The sequence below is a fragment of the Streptomyces sp. NPDC050548 genome (assembly GCF_044457385.1).
Taxonomy (GTDB): domain Bacteria; phylum Actinomycetota; class Actinomycetes; order Streptomycetales; family Streptomycetaceae; genus Streptomyces.
On the sequence record NZ_JBITGV010000014.1, the window covers coordinates 175,420 to 192,239 of the forward strand.

Genomic DNA, 16,820 nt, shown 5'->3' on the forward strand with positions numbered 1-16,820 from the left:
GGATCGCCCCACAGGAGAACCCGTAGCCGAACAAGGAGCGCGCTGTGGAACGTCGACGTCTCTTGGCTGTGCTGGCCACCCTGGCCGTCGCCACCGGCTGCTCGACCCATGACGACAAGTCCGAACCCTCCCGCTCGGCGTCATCCGCATCCTCCGACGGGGCACGCCAGGCCGTCGACGCCTATGTGTCTGCCCTCAACTCCCGCAGCGCCACCGGTCTGATCAAGGTCGGCGGGGTCGAGGACGAGAGCTGGTCGCGGCAGGAGGCCGCGCAGATCCTCAAGGACCGAGGTGGGCAGGAGTGGAAGATCAAGGATGTGCGGATCGACCACGACATGGGTCCTGACACCGGGTCGGCTCGCCTTCTGGCCGACGGCAAGGCGGGCAAGTCCCTGAGCGACACCTTCACCGTGACGCGGGAGAAGGGCGTGTGGCACCTGGCTGTCTTCACCCACCAGCCGAACGGGAAGGACAAGGAGTCCTCCTCGACCGACAAGCCCGGTTCCTGACACCACGCAAAGGGGCTGGACTTGGTGGATGCGAAGCTGTCCGCACCGCGTTGGTGACCTTCTCGCCGGTCCACGGCGGGCGGCGGGTCGATGTGCACTATCGCGATCCGGCCGTGGTGGAGCGGGAGTTGGCGGAGGCGGAGGAGGGGCGCTTCCGGGGGAGCCGTTGCTGTTCCATCTCGCCGGAATCCCCAGCTACTTGGTGGTCGCCGAACTCGCGATCAACCGTGTGCTGCGAGGTGAACTGCCGTGCCCCGGCGCCTGTCCCGAGAAGCTGCGGCACTCCGCCGCCGAACGCCGGCACGGCACCGTCCGCGCCACCCTCGCCTACGCGCGGGCCAACCACGCGCCGAAGGGCAACCTCACGGAGGTGGTCGGCGCGCTCGCCGTGACCGCCGTGCAGGCCGGGCACGGTGTGTCGGCGGGGCGGGGGGAGTGGGTGACGAACGAGAAGCGGCTGCTGGAGCGGGCCGGGCTGCGGCGGATCGACGACATCGTGGCGGAGCTGCGCCCGGAACCCGAGGCGCTCGCCCGCGCGGGCCTCGACGCGGACGCCGTCCTCGGGGCGTCGCGCGGTCAGAGAAGCGGCAACTGTCCTCCGGGCCGGGTGTTGCGCGCACAAGGAAGCGGCGACCGTTCTCCCGTGCGGGCGTCGCGCGCAAAAAGGCGTCAACCGTCCTCCGGGCGTTGCGCACATAAAGAACCGGACGCTGCGTTCCGGGCGTTGCGTTCATAAAGAAGGCGCCGCTACGGCCAACCTTCACACCCCCGAAATACCACCGGCCCGTTCCGCACAAGTCCCCGGACTACCGTGGACACACAGCCTCAGTCTCCGCCCCGGCCACCGTCGCCCGAAGGCCCGCCCCGCCCTCGCCACGACAGGAGCCCCGTGTCCCGACGTACCGTCGCGCCGTCCCTTCCGCCCTGGCTCGCCCACGCCCTGCGTGCCCAGCGCGGGCCGGTTCCCTGGAGCGCGGTCACGCGAGGGGCGTTGTCCGCCGGGCCGCTTCTCCTCGTCGCCGTACTCGTCGACAGGACGTCCCTCGGTGTGCTGGCCGCGCTCGGTGCCATGCTCGCCGGGATCAACGACCGGCCCGGCAGCCGGCGGGCCTCCGTCAAGCGGCTCGGTGGGCCCGCCCTCGCGGGCGCCTCGGGGCTGCTCGTCGGGACGTATGCGGGGGAACACGTGGGAGCCGTCGTGCTGACGCTGCTCCTCACCGGGATCGGGCTGGTCGCCGGCAGTTTCAGTGCCGTCGGACCCGTCGCGTCCGGTGCCGGTACGCAACTGCTCGTCGCCTCCGCCATCGGCGCCGGGATGCCCCTGCCCGAACCGGGCTGGCAGCGGGCCCTCGCGTTTCTCGCCGGGGCCGCCTGGCTGGTCGGGCTGCGGCTCGCGCTGCCCACGCCCGGCGCCATCGCCGGCGACTACCGCTTCGACGGCGAGCGGGACGCCGTGGCCGCCGTCTACGACGCGATCGCCGCGCTGCTCGACGCCACCGGCGGTCCGGACGCGACGGCCCGGCGCGCCGCGCTCACCGCCGCTCTCGACCACGCGCAGGACGCCCTCGCCGGGCCCCGGCTGCGGCGGTACGCCAGTTCCGCGGCCGAGCGGCGGCTGCACGGGCAGTACGCCGCCGCGCTGCCGCTCGCCGAGGCCGCGACCGCGCTCGCGTGGGCGGGGGAGGCGGTCTCGGCCCGGGTGGGCGAGGGGCCGCGTCGGCTGGCCGCCGCCGTGCGCGACAACGCGCACACCGGGCCGCTGCCCGCACCGAACCGTTCCGCGCCCGCGCTGCGCGCCCTCGACGACGCCCTGCTGCACGCCGCCGACGCCTTCGACCAGGCGGAGGGGAGTGATCTGCACACCCGTCGGAGGACCACAACTGATCTGTTCCGTACGGCATTTGGTGCCGGAGGACGTGAGTACGGCTTCCGGGTCGCCCTCTGTTTCGGGGCCAGTGTCGCCGTCGCGCAGGCGCTGCACCAGGCCCGTTGGTACGGGCTGCACGAGCACTGGTACTGGCTGCCCGCCACCGCCGTCTTCCTCGTCAAGCCGGATCTCGGACCGCTCGCCTCCCGGGTGCTGTGCCGGGCGGCGGGGACCGTGCTGGGGGCGGTCCTCTTCGCCGGGTTCGCCGCCGTGCTGCCCCGGCCGGAAGGGCTCGTCGCGCTCGTGGCGCTCAGCGGGGCGCTCATTCCCGTCGCCACCCGGCACTTCGCCGCGCAGACCGCCGTCGTCACCGTCCTCGTGCTCTCGCTCGTGATGGTCGGCGGCGAACCGCAGGCCTCCGCCGGGCGGATCGGGGAGACGTTGATGGCCTGCGCGATCGTGCTGATCGTCGGGCATCTGCCGATACCGGGGAAGCGTGGTGGGGGAGTGCGGGCGCGGCTTGCGGCGGCGGGTGACGCCGCGCGCGCCTATCTCGTGCACGTGCTGAGTGAGTCCGGCGACCGCGCCGAGCGCTGGACCCTGCGCCGCGAGGCCTACCGCACGCTCGCCGAGGCCCGTGGCGCCATCGCCGTCTCGGCCGCCGAACTCCCCGCCCTCGCCCGGCACACGGAGGGCACCGACGAGGTCGCCGCCGTCCTCGAACGGCTCGTCGACACCACCACCGCCTGCGCCGTCCACCTCGACGAAACGGGACGGCTCACCCGCCGGCACATCGAGCAACTCACCGAACTGCTGGAGGAGTTCGAGCGGGGGCGGGGACGGGTCGGGCTGCGTGCCATCGAACTCCCGGTCGCCGTATAGCCACTTGGACCGTCCTGGCTACTCCACCCGCACCCACACCGGTGCGTGGTCCGACCCCGGTGCCTCGCGCCGCGTCGCCGGATCCGGTCCCACGGACGGCAGTTGGGGTGCTTCCGCGCCGGGCAGTCCCGCCCCCGCCGCCGTCACCCGGTGCACCAGGTGGTGGCTGGCCAGAATGTGGTCGATCAGTTCGCGGCGCCCGGAGTTGATGCGGGAGTAGCGCTGGTCGGCGGGGATGAGCGGGGCCACGTCCCAGAGGCGGACCGCGTCGCCCTGGTCCGGGCGGTCGTAGCCGGGTGTGCCGATCTCGGAGCCGGGCGGGCCGAGCAGGATCTGTGTGGTGGCCGCCTGCACCTCGTCGTTCATGTCGCCGAGCACGGCCACGTCCCGGGTACGGCCGTCACCGGCCAGCAGTTCGTCGGCCAGCGCCCGCAGGGTCGCCGCCTCGGCGGCCCGCCGGTAGAGGGCGTAGGCGCCGTAGCGGGCCCGTTCGCCCTCGTCGCGGGGGAAGAAACGGTTACCCGGGTAGGTCAGCAGCTTGGACTTCAGATGGGCGACCGCCACCGTGAGCGTGCCGGTGTCCGTGGTGACCTCCACGGCCAGGAAGCCCCGGCCCGCGGTCGGTTCCACGGCCCCCGAGTCGTCGGACTGCACGGGGCGCAGCTTCGCCGGGAACGCGTTCGTGTCGGCGATCACCTGCGGTGCCGTGCGGCTGAGGAAGCCGACCCGGATGCCGCGGCCGTCCGGGTGCGCGGACAGGGCGATGTGCCACTCGCCGCCCAGCATCCCGGCCAGGTCCTGGAGCGCCTCGGGCTCTCCGACCTCCTGGACGCCCAGCAGCACCGGGTCCAGTTCCGTGATCACCGCGGCGAGGGAGGCGAGCTTCGCCTCGTAGGCGGCCTTGTCCTTGGGGCCGAACGGGCCGCCGGGGCGGTACAGGTTCTCCAGGTTCCAGGTGCCGAGGAGCATGTCGGGCTCCTTCCAGAAGCCTTGTCCTGAGCCAAGGGTGTGGGCCCGGACCGGTCCGCGACAGCACAACGCCGGGATGCGCGGTTCGGCTCACCCGACACGAGGACGGCGTCGTACGTTGGCGTGATGAGGCCCTCTCGAACCGAAGCTGCCGCCGATCTCATCATCACCCGATGCACCGTCCTCGTGCACGACGATCAAGAGCGGATCGGGTTCCGGGAGGACGCCGCGATCGTCGTACGGGACGGGCTCGTCGCGTCGGTGACGAGCGCGGCGGACGCGGCCGGCCTCGCCGCCCTCGAACGCATCGACGCGCGCGGGCAGGTGGCCCTGCCGGGGCTGATCAACTGCCACACCCACGCGCCGATGGTCGCGCTGCGCGGGCTCGCCGAGGACCTGCCCACCGAGGAGTGGTTCAACGACGTGGTCTGGCCCGTCGAGTCCAACCTCGCTGAAAAAGATGTCGAGTTGGGGGCGCGGCTCGCCTGTGCCGAGATGATCCGCGCCGGGGTCACCTGCTTCGCCGACCACTACTTCTCGATGGACACGGTGGCCGCCGTGGTTACCGAGTGCGGGATCCGCGCCCACCTCGGCGAGGCCTACTTCTCCTCCCAGGGACCCCAAGGCCGGGAGAATACGGTGGAGTTCGCGCTACGGCACCGGGGCGCGGCCGGCGGTCGCATCTCCACCGCCCTCGCCCCGCACGCCCCCTACACGGTCACCGACGCCGACCTCGCCGCCACCGCCGAACTCGCCCTGGAACACGGCCTCCCCGTCCATCTCCACGCCGCCGAGAACCGCGACCAGACCGACACCAGCCTCGCCCGCCACGGCCTCACACCGATCGAAGTCCTCGACCGCACCGGCCTGTTGGCCACCGACCTGCTCATCGCCCACGGCACCGGCATCGTCGACCGCGACCTGCCCGTCCTGGAGCGCGCGAGCGGCCGTGTCGCGGTCGCCACCGCGCCCCGCGGCTACCTCAAGTTCGGCTGGCCCAGCACCACTCCGATCCGCGCCCTGCGCGCCCTCGGCATCCCGGTCGGCCTCGCCACGGACGGCGCCGCCTCCAACAACTCACTCGACGTGTGGGAGTCGATGGCCCTCACGTCCCTCGTCCAGAAGTCGACCGAGGGCGATCCACGCTGGCTGACATCCCGTCAGGCGCTGCACCACGCCACTCTCCAGAGCGCCCGGGCGGTCGGACTGGGCGACTCGATCGGGTCCATCGCGCCGGGCCGCCGGGCGGACATCATCCTGGTCGACCTCACCGGGCCGCACACCCAACCCGTCCACGACCTCGCCGCCACCCTCGTGCACAGCGCCCGCTCCGCCGACGTCCGCACCACGATCGTCGACGGCCGCGTCCTGATGCGCGACCGCGAGCTGCTGACCCTCGATGTGCCCGCCGTCGTACGGGAGTTGGGGGACCGGCTGCCCGCACTCGTCGACCGGAGTCACGGCCGGCGCATTCAGGAATACGACACCTGAGCCGCGCCCAAGTCCCCTCTAGGCTGTTCCCATGGATCTCGCGGACGGCCTTCTCGACCACCCGTACGACGTGTACCGGCGCCTGCGCGACAGTGCCCCCGTGCACCGCATCGCCGGCCCCGACGGCACCCCCGCCTGGCTCGTCACCCGGTACGAGGACGTCCGGGCGGCGCTGGCCGACCCGCGGCTCTCGCTCGACAAGAGGCATGCCACGGCCGGGACCTACAAGGGGTTCGCGCTGCCGCCCGCGCTCGACGCGAACCTCCTCAACATGGACCCGCCGGACCACACCCGCATCCGCCGCCTGGTCGGCCGGGCCTTCACCCCGCGCCGAACCGAGCAGCTCCGTACGCCCGTTCGGCGCACCGCCGACCAACTCCTCGACGCACTGGGCGAGAACGGCGACACCGACCTCATCGCCTCCTACGCCGCGCCCCTCCCCATCACCGTCATCTGCGACCTGCTCGGCGTGCCCGACCGGCACCGGCGGGACTTCCGGGTGTGGACCGACACCCTCGTCGCGCCCGCCCCCGGGACACCGCCCGAGGCCGGCAAGCACGCGGTCGTCGCGATGCTCGGCTTCTTCACCCAACTCCTCGCCGACAAACGGGAGGAGCCCGGCGACGACCTGCTCTCCGACCTGATCGCCGTACGCGACGAGGGCGACCGGCTCAGCGAGGACGAGCTGATGTCGCTGGCCTTCCTCATCCTCTTCGCGGGGTACGAGAACACCGTCCAGCTCATCGGCAATGCCGTGCTCGCGCTGCTGCAGAACCCCGAGCAGTTGGCCGCGTTGCGCAAGGACCCCGGTCAACTCCCCGCCGCCGTCGAGGAGTTCCTGCGCTACGAAGGGCCCGCGCTGCTCGCCATCCGGCGCTTCCCCGTCGAGGACGTCACTATCGGCGGGGTCACCATCCCCGCCGGCGAGACGGTCTGGGTGTCCCCGTCCGCCGCGAACCGCGACCCGCACCGTTTCCCCGACCCGGACCGGCTCGACCTCGCCCGCGACACCACCGGGCATCTCTCGCTGGGCCACGGCATCCACTACTGCCTGGGCGCGCCGCTGGCTCGCGCCGAGACCGAGATCGCGCTCGCCGCCCTGCTGGAGCGCTTCCCCCGGCTGGAGTTGGGGGAGGGCGAGGTGCGGTGGCGGCCCTCGCTGCGCGCGCGGGGACTGCTCACGCTCCCGGTGTCGTACGGGAAGCACTCGACCTGAAATTCTTTTCGCGGCAGCGATGAGTTCCGGTCCGTGCCCCGGTCCACCCCTCAACGGACCGTTGTCACAGGAGGGCCCATGTCGCTTCCGGAGATCGTCTCGCGTGCGCAGTGGCGCGCGGCGCGCGAGGAACTGCTGGTCAAGGAGAAGGCGGCCACGCGCGCGCGGGACGCGCTCAACGCCGAGCGGCGCGGGCTGCCCATGGTGGAGATCGACAAGGAGTATCTGTTCGAGGGCGGCGACGGGAAGGCCACCCTGCTCGACCTCTTCGAGGGGCGCGGCCAACTCGTCGTCTACCACTTCATGTTCGCGCCCGAGTGGGACGCGGGCTGCCGCAGCTGTTCGGCGTTCCTCGACCAGATCGGACATCTCGCCCATCTGCGGGCGCGGGGTACGACGTTCGCCGCCGTGTCGAGGGCGCCGTACACGAAGATCCTGCCGTTCAAGGCGCGGATGGGGTGGACGGTGCCCTGGTACTCGTCCTTCGGCGGGGAGTTCAACTGGGACTTCGACGTGACGCTCGTCGGGGACGGGGAGCCCGTCGAGCGGCCCGGGGTGAGCTGCTTCCTGCGGGAGCGCGACCGGGTGTTCCACACCTACTCGACCTATGAGCGCGGGCTCGACGGGCTCGGCTCGACCACCTCGTTCCTCGATCTGACCGCGCTGGGGCGGCAGGAGGAGTGGGAGGAGCCGAAGGGGCGCGCGTCGGTGCTGGGGGCGCCCGCCGGCAGCGCACGTGTTCTGTATCACGACGAGTACGAGGACTGATACGCGAAACTTGTTACGGGAACCTGTGTCGAAGGTGTGTGGCCAGGTGTCGACTATGTCTCAGTACCGTCACTTCGCGAGCCGTTCACCGTACTGTCGGCGTTTAACTCTACGAGGCTTCACGAAGCTCTCCGAGTTCAGCACGACAGGGAGGTACAGGGTGAACGGGCGAACGGTGCTTCAGCGTTTCCCCGCCGGCGGGCCGCGTGGTTCCTGGCCGGCGGAGGAGTTCGCGCAGGCACGCCGTCTTGAAGGGCTGCCCGCCGAGGTCGTCATGGACATCGCGACCGACATGTTCCTGGTGATCGTGCGCAGCGCCGACACCGTGGACGTGGCCGCCTGACCCGTCAGCCCGCCTTCGGGGCGGGCACCTTCGCCGTGAACTGGTCCGCCTGGAGCGCGTACAGCTCCGCGTAGACACCGCCGCTGAGCAGGAGTTCGTCGGGAGTCCCGGACTCCACCAGCCGCCCCTGGTCGAGGACGTGCACCAGGTCCGCGTGGCGTACGGACGCCAGCCGGTGGGTGATCAGGACCACCGTCTGGCCGGTGCCGGCCAGCGCGCGGATCTTCTCGAAGACCTCCAGCTCGGCGCGGGCGTCGAGGGCCGCGGTCGGCTCGTCCACGATCAGGATGCGGCCCTTGCGGTAGGCGGCCCGGGCGATACCGAGCCGCTGCCACTGGCCGCCCGACAGCTCGTGCCCGCCGCTGAAGTTGCGGGCCAGCAGTGTGTCCAGGCCGCGCGGCAGATCCGCGACCACGTCCTCGGCGCCGGCCTCGGCGAGCGCGCCCGCCAGCCGCTCCTCGGTGAGCGGCGCGGCGGACCGTCCGACGGCCACGTTGACGCGGGCGGTGAACGGCCAGCGCTTGAAGTTCTGCGCCACCATCGCGATCCGGTCGGCCAGTTGGTGCCGGTCGGCCGTCGCCGCGTCGACGCCGTCCCACAGGATCCGGCCCCGGTCCGGCCGGTACAGCCCGGCCAGCAGCTTGACCAGGGTCGTCTTGCCGGAGCCGTTCTCGCCGACCAGCGCGATGATCCGGCCGAGCGGCAGCCTGAGCGTGACGTCGTCGAGCGCGGGGTGGGTCGACTCGCCCGGATAACTGAACGTGACGTTCTCGAAGCGGATCTCCCGCGGCTCCTCGGGCAGCGCCGCCCCGCCGACCGGAATCGCCCGCTCCGCCGCCTCCTTGTACAGCTTCTCCAGATCGCCCACGAACAGGGCCTCCTCGTGCAGCTGGTTCACCGCCAGCACCAGCGTGTCGAGGCTCCCGGACCCGGTGCGGATCGCGATCACCGCCGTACCCGCCACCGACAGCGCCATCGCACCGGACAGCAGCAGCCCGCCCAGCGTCGCGTACGTCGCCGCCGTCGCCAGGCCCGTCCAGGTCGCCGCGATCAGCCCGGTACGGGCCGCGAGCCGGGCCAGCCGGGCCTGCTCCGCCTCCGCGCTCTCCGACATCGCGTGGAAGTGGCGCAGCAGGAACGGGCCGACCCCGTGGACGCGGATCTCCGGCGCCGCCTCCGGTTCGGTGAGCAGACCGCTGATGAGATGGCCGGCGCGGGCGTGCTGCACCCAGATGTGGAACGACTCGTAGCGGCGGCGCGCGTTCGTCAGGGCGCCCCACGCGCTCGGCAGCGTCATCGTCACCAGCAGCGGAAGCAGCGCCGGATGCAGCACGGTCAGCACACCGGCCGCCGCGATCAACGAGATCACCGCGTTCATCACCCGCGTCGCCAGCGAGATCATGCGGCGGGCCGAGGAGGCACCGTACTGCGCGGTGTCCAGCAGCTTGTGGAACGCGTGGTCCTCGATCGCGGCCAGCTCCACGGCCGCCGCCCGCTCCAGATACAGCTCGGTGGCGACCCGCTCCACCTTCGGCTCCAGCCGCCCGGTCGCGTACGTCGACGCGGCCCGCAGCAGCGCGCCCACCAGCAGGACGGCGGCCATCGTGACCAGCGCCGGTACGGCGCCGTGCAGCCGGTCCGCGATCGCGCCCCCGGTGATCAGCCGCCCCAGCACGCTGTTGACCGCGAGCAGACTCACCGCCTGCGTGACACCCCGGCCCGCCTCGGCCGCCAGCACGATCCGCGCGGCCCGTGGATCGGCCTGCCAGGCCAGCCGGAAACTCGACCCCAGCATCGCCGGCAACCGCGTCACCATGGCCCGGAAACTCAGCTCCAGGAACGCGTCCGTGTGCTGGTTCCACCCCATGTCGTACCGCAAGGGTCCACCGAAGAGCAGCTGCTCCGACGCGGACGGCCCCGCCTGCCCCGAGTCACCCTTGCTTGCCACCGTCGACCTCCCCCGATAGCGGACGAACGGCCACTATCGCGGGGGTGGGGCGGTGCGGGGGAGAGCGCATGGGAAGGGCGTTACGGACGCGCGGGCGTGCGCCCCGTCAGGGGCGCGGGGAACTGCGCGACCAGCCCCCACCGGCCCGCCGATAAAAACAATCCGCTACGCGCTAATCGGCCGAGACCAAGAAGGCGTAGCCCCCGTAACCCGGCACACAGCCAGATACAACGGAATCGGCGGCGTATACGGCAGCTTCCCGTCAGGCCGATGAATGAGCCCGGGCGCGCGAGGCGCGTCCGGAACCAGCGCCCCGGCCGTGTACCGCGCCGGCGCCGGCCAGTCCAGCGCGTAGTCGGAGTCGGACGGCACGATCCACCACCAGTGCGCCTCGTCGGCGTAGACACAGCCGACGCGCGGCAGGCGGGGCAGGACCAGCGGTCCGAAACGTGCGGGCACCGCCACCGCGTCGCAGCCGAGCGGGGCCGTCATGCCCTCGGGTACGGGCAGTCGCCGGGGCGTGCCCGGTCCGTGCAGCGCGCGCCCCAGGCGGACCAGTGTGTCGAGACTGAGTACCTGGCCGGGACCGGAAGCGCCGCTCAGACCCATTCGACCCCCGACCCGAAGTCTCCGAATCCGCTGGAACCGCCCAGCGCACCCGGATTCACGAGCCCACTGGAATCGCCGGTGTCCGCCGTGTCCGCGGAGTCCGGGAGGTCGCCTGCGTCCAGGTGGCCCCGGCCTCTGGAGGATCCTGTTTCCTCCCGGCCCGGCTCCCCGAAGTGTCCGGCGACCTCCCGGCTCCGGTGCACGGAGCCGGTCCCGCTGTCGGGGCCGACTCCGTTTCCGTGTTCCCGGCCCCCGAAGCCGCCGAGATCCAGGCCTCCGAACTCGCCGGCACCCCCATGCCCGCGGGAGGCATCCCCATGCCCCCGTGCCGGATATACGCCCAGATTCTCGAAGGCCCCGAAGTGTGCCGTCGCCTCGTCCTCGTCGCCCGAACCGCCCGACGGCACCGGTTTGGGTCGTGCGCCCCACCCCAGGTCGTTGCGCGGTACGGAGCTGTCGTGGCCGGGGGCCGGGTGGTGGCCGTGGGTCGGGTCGGCCTGCCGGGGCAGGTCGGCCCAGACGAGCAGGCCGGGGCCGTGTTCCTGAGCGCCCCAGGCCCGGCACAGCCCGTCGATGAGAAGCAATCCCCTCCCGTGCTCCTCATCGGGCCGCTGCGGGGACGGATACGACTCGCCAGGAGCGCAGCCCTCGTCACGGACGGCTATCCGCACCAGGTCGTCGCCGTCGTGCAGCTCGCAGACTATGTGGCTGCTCGCGGTGTGCACGATGGCGTTGGTGACCAGCTCGGAGACGACCAGAACCGCCGTGTCGCAGGTGTCCTCGCACACGGACCAGCCGGACAGCCGGGCCCGCGTCAGGCGTCTCGCCTGCGCGGGGGAACCCGGATGGGCGGCCAGCTCGAACCGGAACCGGCGCTCGGCAGCGGCCCCACCTGGGGCGGCTCCCGTGGCGGCACCGAGACCGAGGCGGCCTGCGGTGGCGTCTGTTCCTAAGGGCGCGGACGGAATCACGCTTGCCACTATCGCCCCGCCGTGAACACTTGGCAAGTGTCACTATGAAAAATGCAGAGTGCCGTATGACGCTCTGCACGGTCGTGGCACACTGCTCGCAACAGAACGTCGCGCGGCGCCAGTTGGAATCTCCGGAGGTCCCTCCTGATCTTCGAATGAGTCTTCGAATGGCGCCGCAGGGCTGTCAGGATTCGATTGCCGGGCTCATTCGCCGTACGGGACTCAACGGGACTCATGGGGGGAGGTGGAGCGTGAGCGAGCCGCGGTCCGCACCGACGGTCGGCCAGGTCGTCCTCGGCCGGCGCCTGCTGGACCTGCGGGAACGTGCCGGGCTCAAGCGCGAGGAGGCCGCCAAGGTCCTGCGCGTCGCGCCTGCCACGGTCCGCCGTATGGAGATGGCCGAGGTCTCCCTCAAGATCCCGTACCTCCAGCTCCTCCTGAAGTCCTACGGCGTCTCCGAGGAGGAGGCCGGGGCCTTCGTCCGGCTGGCCGAGGAGGCCAACCGACCCGGCTGGTGGCAGCGCTTCCACGACATCCTGCCCGGCTGGTTCTCGATGTACGTCAGCCTGGAGGGCGCCGCCGCGCTCATCCGGTCGTACGAGCCGCACTTCGTGCCCGGGCTGCTGCAGACCGAGGAGTACGCGCGCGGTGTGCTGCTGTCGGGTGCCATCGGCCAGACCGAGCCCGACGAGATCGAGCGCCATGTCGCGCTGCGCATGCAGCGCCAGGACCTGCTGACCCGTCCCGACGCGCCCCGCTTCTGGGCCGTGATGGACGAGACCGCCCTGCGCCGCCCGGTCGGCGGCCCGGAGGTGATGCGTGCCCAGATCGACAGACTGCTCGATGCCACGAAGCTGCCCAACGTGACCCTGCAGGTCGCCCCGTTCTCCTCGGGGCCGCACCCGGGCACGTACGGGCCCTTCGTGCTGTTCCGATTTGCCATGCCGGAACTGCCGGACATGGTCTACAGCGAGTACCTGACCGGCGCCGTCTATCTGGACGCGCGCGAAGAGGTGGCGACCCACCTTGAGGTCATGGACCGCATGGCGGCGCAGGCCGCTACGGCACATCGCACGAAGGAGATCCTCAAGGATCTCCGCAAGGAGCTGTGAATGGATCGCATCAAGCCGCGTATGAGCGTCTACAACGGTATGCCCGCGCGGGACTTGGGAAGCGAAGGCTGGCACAAGCCGTGGAGCGGCGGCAACGGCGGCAACTGCCTGGAGGCGATGAAGCTCGCCGACGGCCGGATCGCCGTCCGTCAGTCCACCGACCCGGACGGTCCGGCCCTGATCTACACCACCGACGAGATGACGGCCTTCATCGAGGGGGCGAAAGCCGGCGAGGCGGATTTCCTGCTCTCATGACCCGGCCTGTGACCCAGCTGTGCTGAATGCTTTTTCCTTAACGAACCTGCTCATTTTGCTATCAGTCACCATTGGTTCTGATCGAATCCGTTGATTCCGAAGGGATGGGATGCGCCCCATCGCTGTCCGCGCCCAGGCTCCCGAGCAGGCGCAGCCCGTCCTCGGCGGGGCTGCCGGGAGCCGCGGACAGCACCAGCAGTTCCATGCCCGACTCGTCCGGCAGCGCGAAGTTCTCCTGGTGCAGTTCCAGTAGTCCCACCAGCGGGTGCCGGTACACCTTGCGCCCATGGGTGCGGGCGCGCACGTCCGCACGGGCCCAGAGGCGGCGGAAACGCTCGCTGCCCATCGCCAACTCGCCGATGAGGGAAGCCAGTCGGGGGTCCTCGGGATATTTGCCGGCGGCCAGCCGCAGATGCCCGACCACGTCGAGGGTGCACTGCTCCCACTCCGCGTAGAGGCCGCGCTCGGCCTCCTCCAGGAAGATGTGCCGTGCGGTGTTCAGGCCCGGCAGCGGCCGGTCGAGGAGAAGCCCGGCGAGACGGTTCCCGGCGAGCACGTCCAGGCGGTGGTCCATGATCAGCGCGGGTGCGCCGGCGACCAGGTCGAGGACCCGCAGCAGCTCAGGCCGGACCCGTCCGCCCGGCGTCCTCGCGCGCCGTCGGCGCTGCCGGGCGAGCCGGTGGAGGTGCCCGCGCTCGGTCTCGTCGAGGCCGAGCACACGGGCGAGCGCGTCGAGGATCTGCCCGGAGGGCTGGGTCGCGCGGCCCTGCTCCAGGCGCACGTAGTAGTCCACGCTGACCCCGGACAGATGCGCGACCTCTTCGCGGCGCAGCCCCTCGACCCGGCGACGGCTGTCGGTGGGGATACCGACGGCCGCCGGGTCGACCCGGGCGCGCCGGGTCCGCAGAAAGCCCGCAAGATCATCCATGCCCCCAAGTATCGCCTCGGCCAAGGCACTTGAAGGTGGCCCTGCCGATACCAGGAAGTCCCGTCCGACGGAAGGAGCGCCCCTGTCGCGACGCGGCCCCGGCGCCCGAGCATCTGTGGCGACACACCTTGTCGAAGGGAACAGCCATGAAGACGCTCATCGTCCACGCCCACCCCGAGCCGCGTTCGCTGAACGGCGCACTGAAGGACCTCGCCGTGTCCACTCTCGAAGCCGCCGGGCACGAGGTGCGGGTGAGCGACCTGTACGCGATGAACTGGAAGGCCGTGGTGGACGCGGCGGACTTCGGCGAGCACGCCACGAACCCGCTGCGGGTGGTGGCGAGTTCGGCCGGGGCGTACGACGCCGGTGCGCTCACCCCCGACGTGGTGGCCGAGCAGCGGAAACTCCTGTGGGCCGACACCGTCGTCCTCCAGTTCCCCCTGTGGTGGTACACCATGCCGGCGATCCTGAAAGGCTGGGTGGACCGGGTGTTCTCCTTCCACTTCGCCTACGGCGTCGGAGTGCACGACGAGACGCGGTACGGCGAGCGTTTCGGTGAGGGGACGCTGCGGGGGCGCCGGGCGATCCTGTCGGTGACCGTCGGGGGACCGGAGTCCCACTACAGCGATCGCGGGATCAACGGTCCGATCGAGGACCTGCTGTTCCCCATCCACCACGGGATCCTGTACTACCCGGGCGTGGAGGTGCTGCCGCCCTTCGTGCTGTACGGCACCGACAAGATCACCGACAGCGACTTCGAGGACGCCGCGAAGGCCTGGCAGGAGCGGCTGCTGTCGCTGGAGACGACCGAGCCGATCCCGTTCCGGCGCCAGAACTTCGGCGACTACGAGATCCCGTCACTGCGGTTGAAGGAGGGCCTGGAGGCACCGGGCCGCAAGGGGTTCGGCCTGCATGTGCGCGGCTAGCCGCAGGAGCGGGGCGCGTCACAGGCCATGGGCGGCTTCGCCGGGCGGGAGCGCCTCGCACAGCGCCTCCAGCGCGGCACCGAACCTGGCCTCCGAGGGCGTCGCGTAGCCCACGACGAGACCGTCCTGAACTCCCGCACCCGGAGCCGTGGTTGCCTCCTCCGGATGCCGGAACGCGGCCAGCCCGTCCAGCGCGACGCCCTGCCACGCGGCTGCCTTGAGGGCGGAGCGCTCCGTGCCGGGCGGCAGCCGCAGCACCGCGTGCAGGCCCGCGGCGACCCCGGTGACCTCGATGTGCGGGGCCCGCGCGGCGAGCGCCGCGACCAGGCGGTCACGGCGGCTCCGGTACCGCTGCCGCATCCGCCGCACATGACGGTCGTAGGACCCCGACGTGATGAAGTCGGCGAGGCCCAGCTGGTCGGGGACGCTCGCCCAGGCCTCGCGTTCGCCCTTGGCCGCGAGCACGCCCTCGACATACCGCTCCGGCAGGACCAGCCAGCCCAGGCGCAGTGCGGGGGACAGGCTCTTGCTGACCGAGCCGAGGAGGATCACCCGCTCCGGGTCCAGGCCCTGGACGGCGCCGACGGGCTTGCGGTCGTAGCGGAACTCGCCGTCGTAGTCGTCCTCCAGGACCACCCCGCCACGCGCGCGTGCCCAGTCGATCACGGCGGTCCTGCGCTCGGCGTGCAGCGGACCGCCGGTGGGGAACTGGTGCGCGGGCGTGAGCAGTACGGCCCGCTCCTTCGCCAACTCCTCGACGCGCGCGCCGTGTTCGTCGACCGGCAGCGGCACGGTCCGCACACCGGCCGCGCGCAGCAGCTCCCGGTGGAAGCCGAGTCCGTACGCCTCCACGGCCAGCGGTCCGCGCAGCACCCCTCCGCCGCCCTGGCCGAACAGCAGCCGCAGCCCGTGCGCGAAGCCGGAGCAGATCACGATCCGCTCGGGCGCGGTGCGTACGCCACGCGCGCGTGCCAGGTATTCGGCGAGCGCCTCCCGCAGCTCGACCCGGCCGGCCGGGTCACCGGGGCCGAACACCTCGTCGGGCGCCTGCTGGAGCGCCCGCCGGTACGACGCGAGCCAGGCCGCGCGCGGGAACGCCGACGCGTCGGGCGTGCCCTGCCGCAGGTCGTGCCGGGGCGCACGCGCGCGTGGAGGTGCCGTAACCGGGCCGTTCCCGGCGTGTCGCGTCGGCTGCTCCCGTAGGGGCCGGGTTCGGTCGGCGACCCGGGTGCCCGAGCCCTGGCGCGCGGTCAGCCAGCCCTCCGCGACGAGTTCCGCGTACGCGTCCGCGACCGTGTTGCGGGCGACCCCGAGGTCGGCGGCGAGCGAGCGGTACGGCGGCAGCCGGGTGCCCGGGGCGAGCCGCCCGCCGCGCACGGCCTCGCGCAGCGCGTCGATGAGGGCGGCCCGCCGGCCACCACCGCCCGACAGCTCCAGATGCAGATCGGCCCCGATCCGCTCCGCCAAATTGACCCACGATTCCTCCATGGAAATGCACCCTACAGGGGGTCTTTCCGACTCGTAGATTTGTCGCATGACGACGAACACGAACACGAACGCCCAGGTCACCACCACGACCCCCCGCCTCGACCTCGCCCGCTCCGCCCCCAAGGTCTTCCGATCCCTCATCGGCTTCGACGCCGCCGCCCGCGAGGGCCTGGACCCGGCCCTGGTCGAGCTGATCCAGATCCGCGCCTCGCACCTCAACCACTGCGCGTACTGCCTCCACATGCACACGAACGACGCCCGCAAGGCCGGCGAGAGCGAGGACCGGCTGCACATGGTCGCCGTCTGGCGCGAGGCCCGGCACTTCTTCACCGAGCGCGAGCAGGCGGCCCTCGCCCTCACCGAGTCGGTGACCCTGGTGGCCGACGGCGGTGTCCCGGACGACGTCTACGCGCGGGCGGCCGACCGGTTCGACGAGGCGGAACTGGCCCACGTCCTGTCCCTGATCCTCACGATCAACACCTGGAACCGGGTGGCCCTGGCGACCGCCAAGGCGGCGGGCACGGACCAGCGACGCTGA

At 71.8% G+C, this 16,820-nt stretch carries 15 protein-coding genes and 2 pseudogenes; 11 read left to right on the forward strand and 6 right to left on the reverse strand.

Features of this window, described 5'->3' with window-relative positions; translation table 11 throughout:
• Window positions 1–44 precede the first annotated feature (44 nt).
• The 3 genes and pseudogenes from ACIBJH_RS33275 to ACIBJH_RS33285 all read left to right on the forward strand — a co-directional run bounded on the left by ACIBJH_RS33275 (window position 45) and on the right by ACIBJH_RS33285 (window position 3,258).
• Complete coding sequence (locus ACIBJH_RS33275; RefSeq protein WP_399120619.1) at window positions 45–509, forward strand: hypothetical protein; 465 nt, start codon at window positions 45–47, stop codon at window positions 507–509.
• Window positions 510–586: 77 nt separating this feature from the next.
• Window positions 587–1,074, forward strand: a pseudogene (locus ACIBJH_RS33280) (nucleotidyltransferase domain-containing protein); the annotation flags it as partial.
• A 324-nt stretch (window positions 1,075–1,398) separates the two neighbouring features.
• Window positions 1,399–3,258 (forward strand): FUSC family protein, encoded by a 1,860-nt coding sequence (locus ACIBJH_RS33285; protein ID WP_399120620.1) that lies wholly within the window; start codon window positions 1,399–1,401, stop codon window positions 3,256–3,258.
• Between the two features lie 18 nt (window positions 3,259–3,276).
• On the opposite strand, the gene ACIBJH_RS33290 is transcribed toward ACIBJH_RS33285, so the two are convergent.
• The gene (locus ACIBJH_RS33290) at window positions 3,277–4,227 is read right to left on the reverse strand and encodes an endonuclease/exonuclease/phosphatase family protein (protein ID WP_399120621.1); all 951 of its coding nucleotides are present in this window, start codon (window positions 4,225–4,227) and stop codon (window positions 3,277–3,279) included.
• 126 nt (window positions 4,228–4,353) lie between these two features.
• On the opposite strand from ACIBJH_RS33290, the gene ACIBJH_RS33295 reads away from it, so the two are divergent.
• From ACIBJH_RS33295 to ACIBJH_RS33310, 4 genes are all read left to right on the forward strand, one after another.
• Window positions 4,354–5,718: an amidohydrolase gene (locus ACIBJH_RS33295; RefSeq protein WP_399120622.1), complete on the forward strand. Its 1,365-nt coding sequence runs from the start codon at window positions 4,354–4,356 to the stop codon at window positions 5,716–5,718.
• Window positions 5,719–5,749: 31 nt separating this feature from the next.
• On the forward strand, window positions 5,750–6,934 hold the full coding sequence (locus ACIBJH_RS33300) for a cytochrome P450 (protein ID WP_399120623.1): 1,185 nt from the start codon (window positions 5,750–5,752) through the stop codon (window positions 6,932–6,934).
• 78 nt (window positions 6,935–7,012) lie between these two features.
• On the forward strand, window positions 7,013–7,702 hold the full coding sequence (locus tag ACIBJH_RS33305; RefSeq protein WP_399120624.1) for a DUF899 domain-containing protein: 690 nt from the start codon (window positions 7,013–7,015) through the stop codon (window positions 7,700–7,702).
• 160 nt (window positions 7,703–7,862) lie between these two features.
• On the forward strand, window positions 7,863–8,045 hold the full coding sequence (locus ACIBJH_RS33310; protein ID WP_019067619.1) for a hypothetical protein: 183 nt from the start codon (window positions 7,863–7,865) through the stop codon (window positions 8,043–8,045).
• Between the two features lie 4 nt (window positions 8,046–8,049).
• Here the strand turns inward: ACIBJH_RS33310 and ACIBJH_RS33315 are convergent, their stop codons facing one another.
• The 3 genes and pseudogenes from ACIBJH_RS33315 to ACIBJH_RS33325 form a co-directional block, all read right to left on the reverse strand.
• Window positions 8,050–9,912, reverse strand: a complete 1,863-nt coding sequence (locus ACIBJH_RS33315; RefSeq protein ID WP_399120722.1) for an ABC transporter ATP-binding protein — start codon at window positions 9,910–9,912, stop codon at window positions 8,050–8,052.
• Window positions 9,913–10,158: 246 nt separating this feature from the next.
• Window positions 10,159–10,602, reverse strand: a complete 444-nt coding sequence (locus ACIBJH_RS33320) for a hypothetical protein (RefSeq protein WP_399120625.1) — start codon at window positions 10,600–10,602, stop codon at window positions 10,159–10,161.
• 371 nt (window positions 10,603–10,973) lie between these two features.
• Window positions 10,974–11,582 (reverse strand): annotated as a pseudogene (locus ACIBJH_RS33325) (ATP-binding protein); the annotation flags it as partial.
• Window positions 11,583–11,824: 242 nt separating this feature from the next.
• On the opposite strand from ACIBJH_RS33325, the gene ACIBJH_RS33330 reads away from it, so the two are divergent.
• Together ACIBJH_RS33330 and ACIBJH_RS33335 are read left to right on the forward strand one after the other, a co-directional pair.
• Window positions 11,825–12,685: a helix-turn-helix domain-containing protein gene (locus ACIBJH_RS33330; RefSeq protein ID WP_399120626.1), complete on the forward strand. Its 861-nt coding sequence runs from the start codon at window positions 11,825–11,827 to the stop codon at window positions 12,683–12,685.
• On the forward strand, window positions 12,686–12,940 hold the full coding sequence (locus ACIBJH_RS33335) for a DUF397 domain-containing protein (RefSeq protein ID WP_019060458.1): 255 nt from the start codon (window positions 12,686–12,688) through the stop codon (window positions 12,938–12,940).
• Window positions 12,941–13,001: 61 nt separating this feature from the next.
• Here ACIBJH_RS33335 and ACIBJH_RS33340 read toward each other — a convergent pair whose 3' ends face one another.
• Window positions 13,002–13,868 carry a helix-turn-helix transcriptional regulator gene (locus tag ACIBJH_RS33340; RefSeq protein WP_399120627.1) on the reverse strand — a complete coding sequence of 289 codons (867 nt, stop codon included), beginning with the start codon at window positions 13,866–13,868 and terminating at the stop codon, window positions 13,002–13,004.
• A 146-nt stretch (window positions 13,869–14,014) separates the two neighbouring features.
• On the opposite strand from ACIBJH_RS33340, the gene ACIBJH_RS33345 reads away from it, so the two are divergent.
• Entirely contained in the window at window positions 14,015–14,794 is a 780-nt protein-coding gene (locus ACIBJH_RS33345) for an NAD(P)H-dependent oxidoreductase (protein WP_399120628.1), read from the forward strand.
• Between the two features lie 18 nt (window positions 14,795–14,812).
• On the opposite strand, the gene ACIBJH_RS33350 is transcribed toward ACIBJH_RS33345, so the two are convergent.
• Window positions 14,813–16,282: a PLP-dependent aminotransferase family protein gene (locus ACIBJH_RS33350; RefSeq protein WP_399120629.1), complete on the reverse strand. Its 1,470-nt coding sequence runs from the start codon at window positions 16,280–16,282 to the stop codon at window positions 14,813–14,815.
• Window positions 16,283–16,328: 46 nt separating this feature from the next.
• Between ACIBJH_RS33350 and ACIBJH_RS33355 the strand changes: the two genes are divergently transcribed.
• Complete coding sequence (locus ACIBJH_RS33355) at window positions 16,329–16,820, forward strand: carboxymuconolactone decarboxylase family protein (protein WP_399120630.1); 492 nt, start codon at window positions 16,329–16,331, stop codon at window positions 16,818–16,820.

What these genes read in the sequence shown, in the direction of transcription:
- ACIBJH_RS33350 (WP_399120629.1), bottom strand. Translation starts at nt 16,282, where the DNA reads ATGGAGGAATCGTGGGTCAATTTGGCGGAGCGGATCGGGGCCGATCTG.
- ACIBJH_RS33295 (WP_399120622.1), top strand. Translation starts at nt 4,354, where the DNA reads ATGAGGCCCTCTCGAACCGAAGCTGCCGCCGATCTCATCATCACCCGA.
- ACIBJH_RS33345 (WP_399120628.1), top strand. Translation starts at nt 14,015, where the DNA reads ATGAAGACGCTCATCGTCCACGCCCACCCCGAGCCGCGTTCGCTGAAC.
- ACIBJH_RS33300 (WP_399120623.1), top strand. Translation starts at nt 5,750, where the DNA reads ATGGATCTCGCGGACGGCCTTCTCGACCACCCGTACGACGTGTACCGG.
- ACIBJH_RS33305 (WP_399120624.1), top strand. Translation starts at nt 7,013, where the DNA reads ATGTCGCTTCCGGAGATCGTCTCGCGTGCGCAGTGGCGCGCGGCGCGC.
- ACIBJH_RS33335 (WP_019060458.1), top strand. Translation starts at nt 12,686, where the DNA reads ATGGATCGCATCAAGCCGCGTATGAGCGTCTACAACGGTATGCCCGCG.
- ACIBJH_RS33355 (WP_399120630.1), top strand. Translation starts at nt 16,329, where the DNA reads ATGACGACGAACACGAACACGAACGCCCAGGTCACCACCACGACCCCC.
- ACIBJH_RS33290 (WP_399120621.1), bottom strand. Translation starts at nt 4,227, where the DNA reads ATGCTCCTCGGCACCTGGAACCTGGAGAACCTGTACCGCCCCGGCGGC.
- ACIBJH_RS33320 (WP_399120625.1), bottom strand. Translation starts at nt 10,602, where the DNA reads ATGGGTCTGAGCGGCGCTTCCGGTCCCGGCCAGGTACTCAGTCTCGAC.
- ACIBJH_RS33315 (WP_399120722.1), bottom strand. Translation starts at nt 9,912, where the DNA reads ATGGGGTGGAACCAGCACACGGACGCGTTCCTGGAGCTGAGTTTCCGG.
- ACIBJH_RS33340 (WP_399120627.1), bottom strand. Translation starts at nt 13,868, where the DNA reads ATGGATGATCTTGCGGGCTTTCTGCGGACCCGGCGCGCCCGGGTCGAC.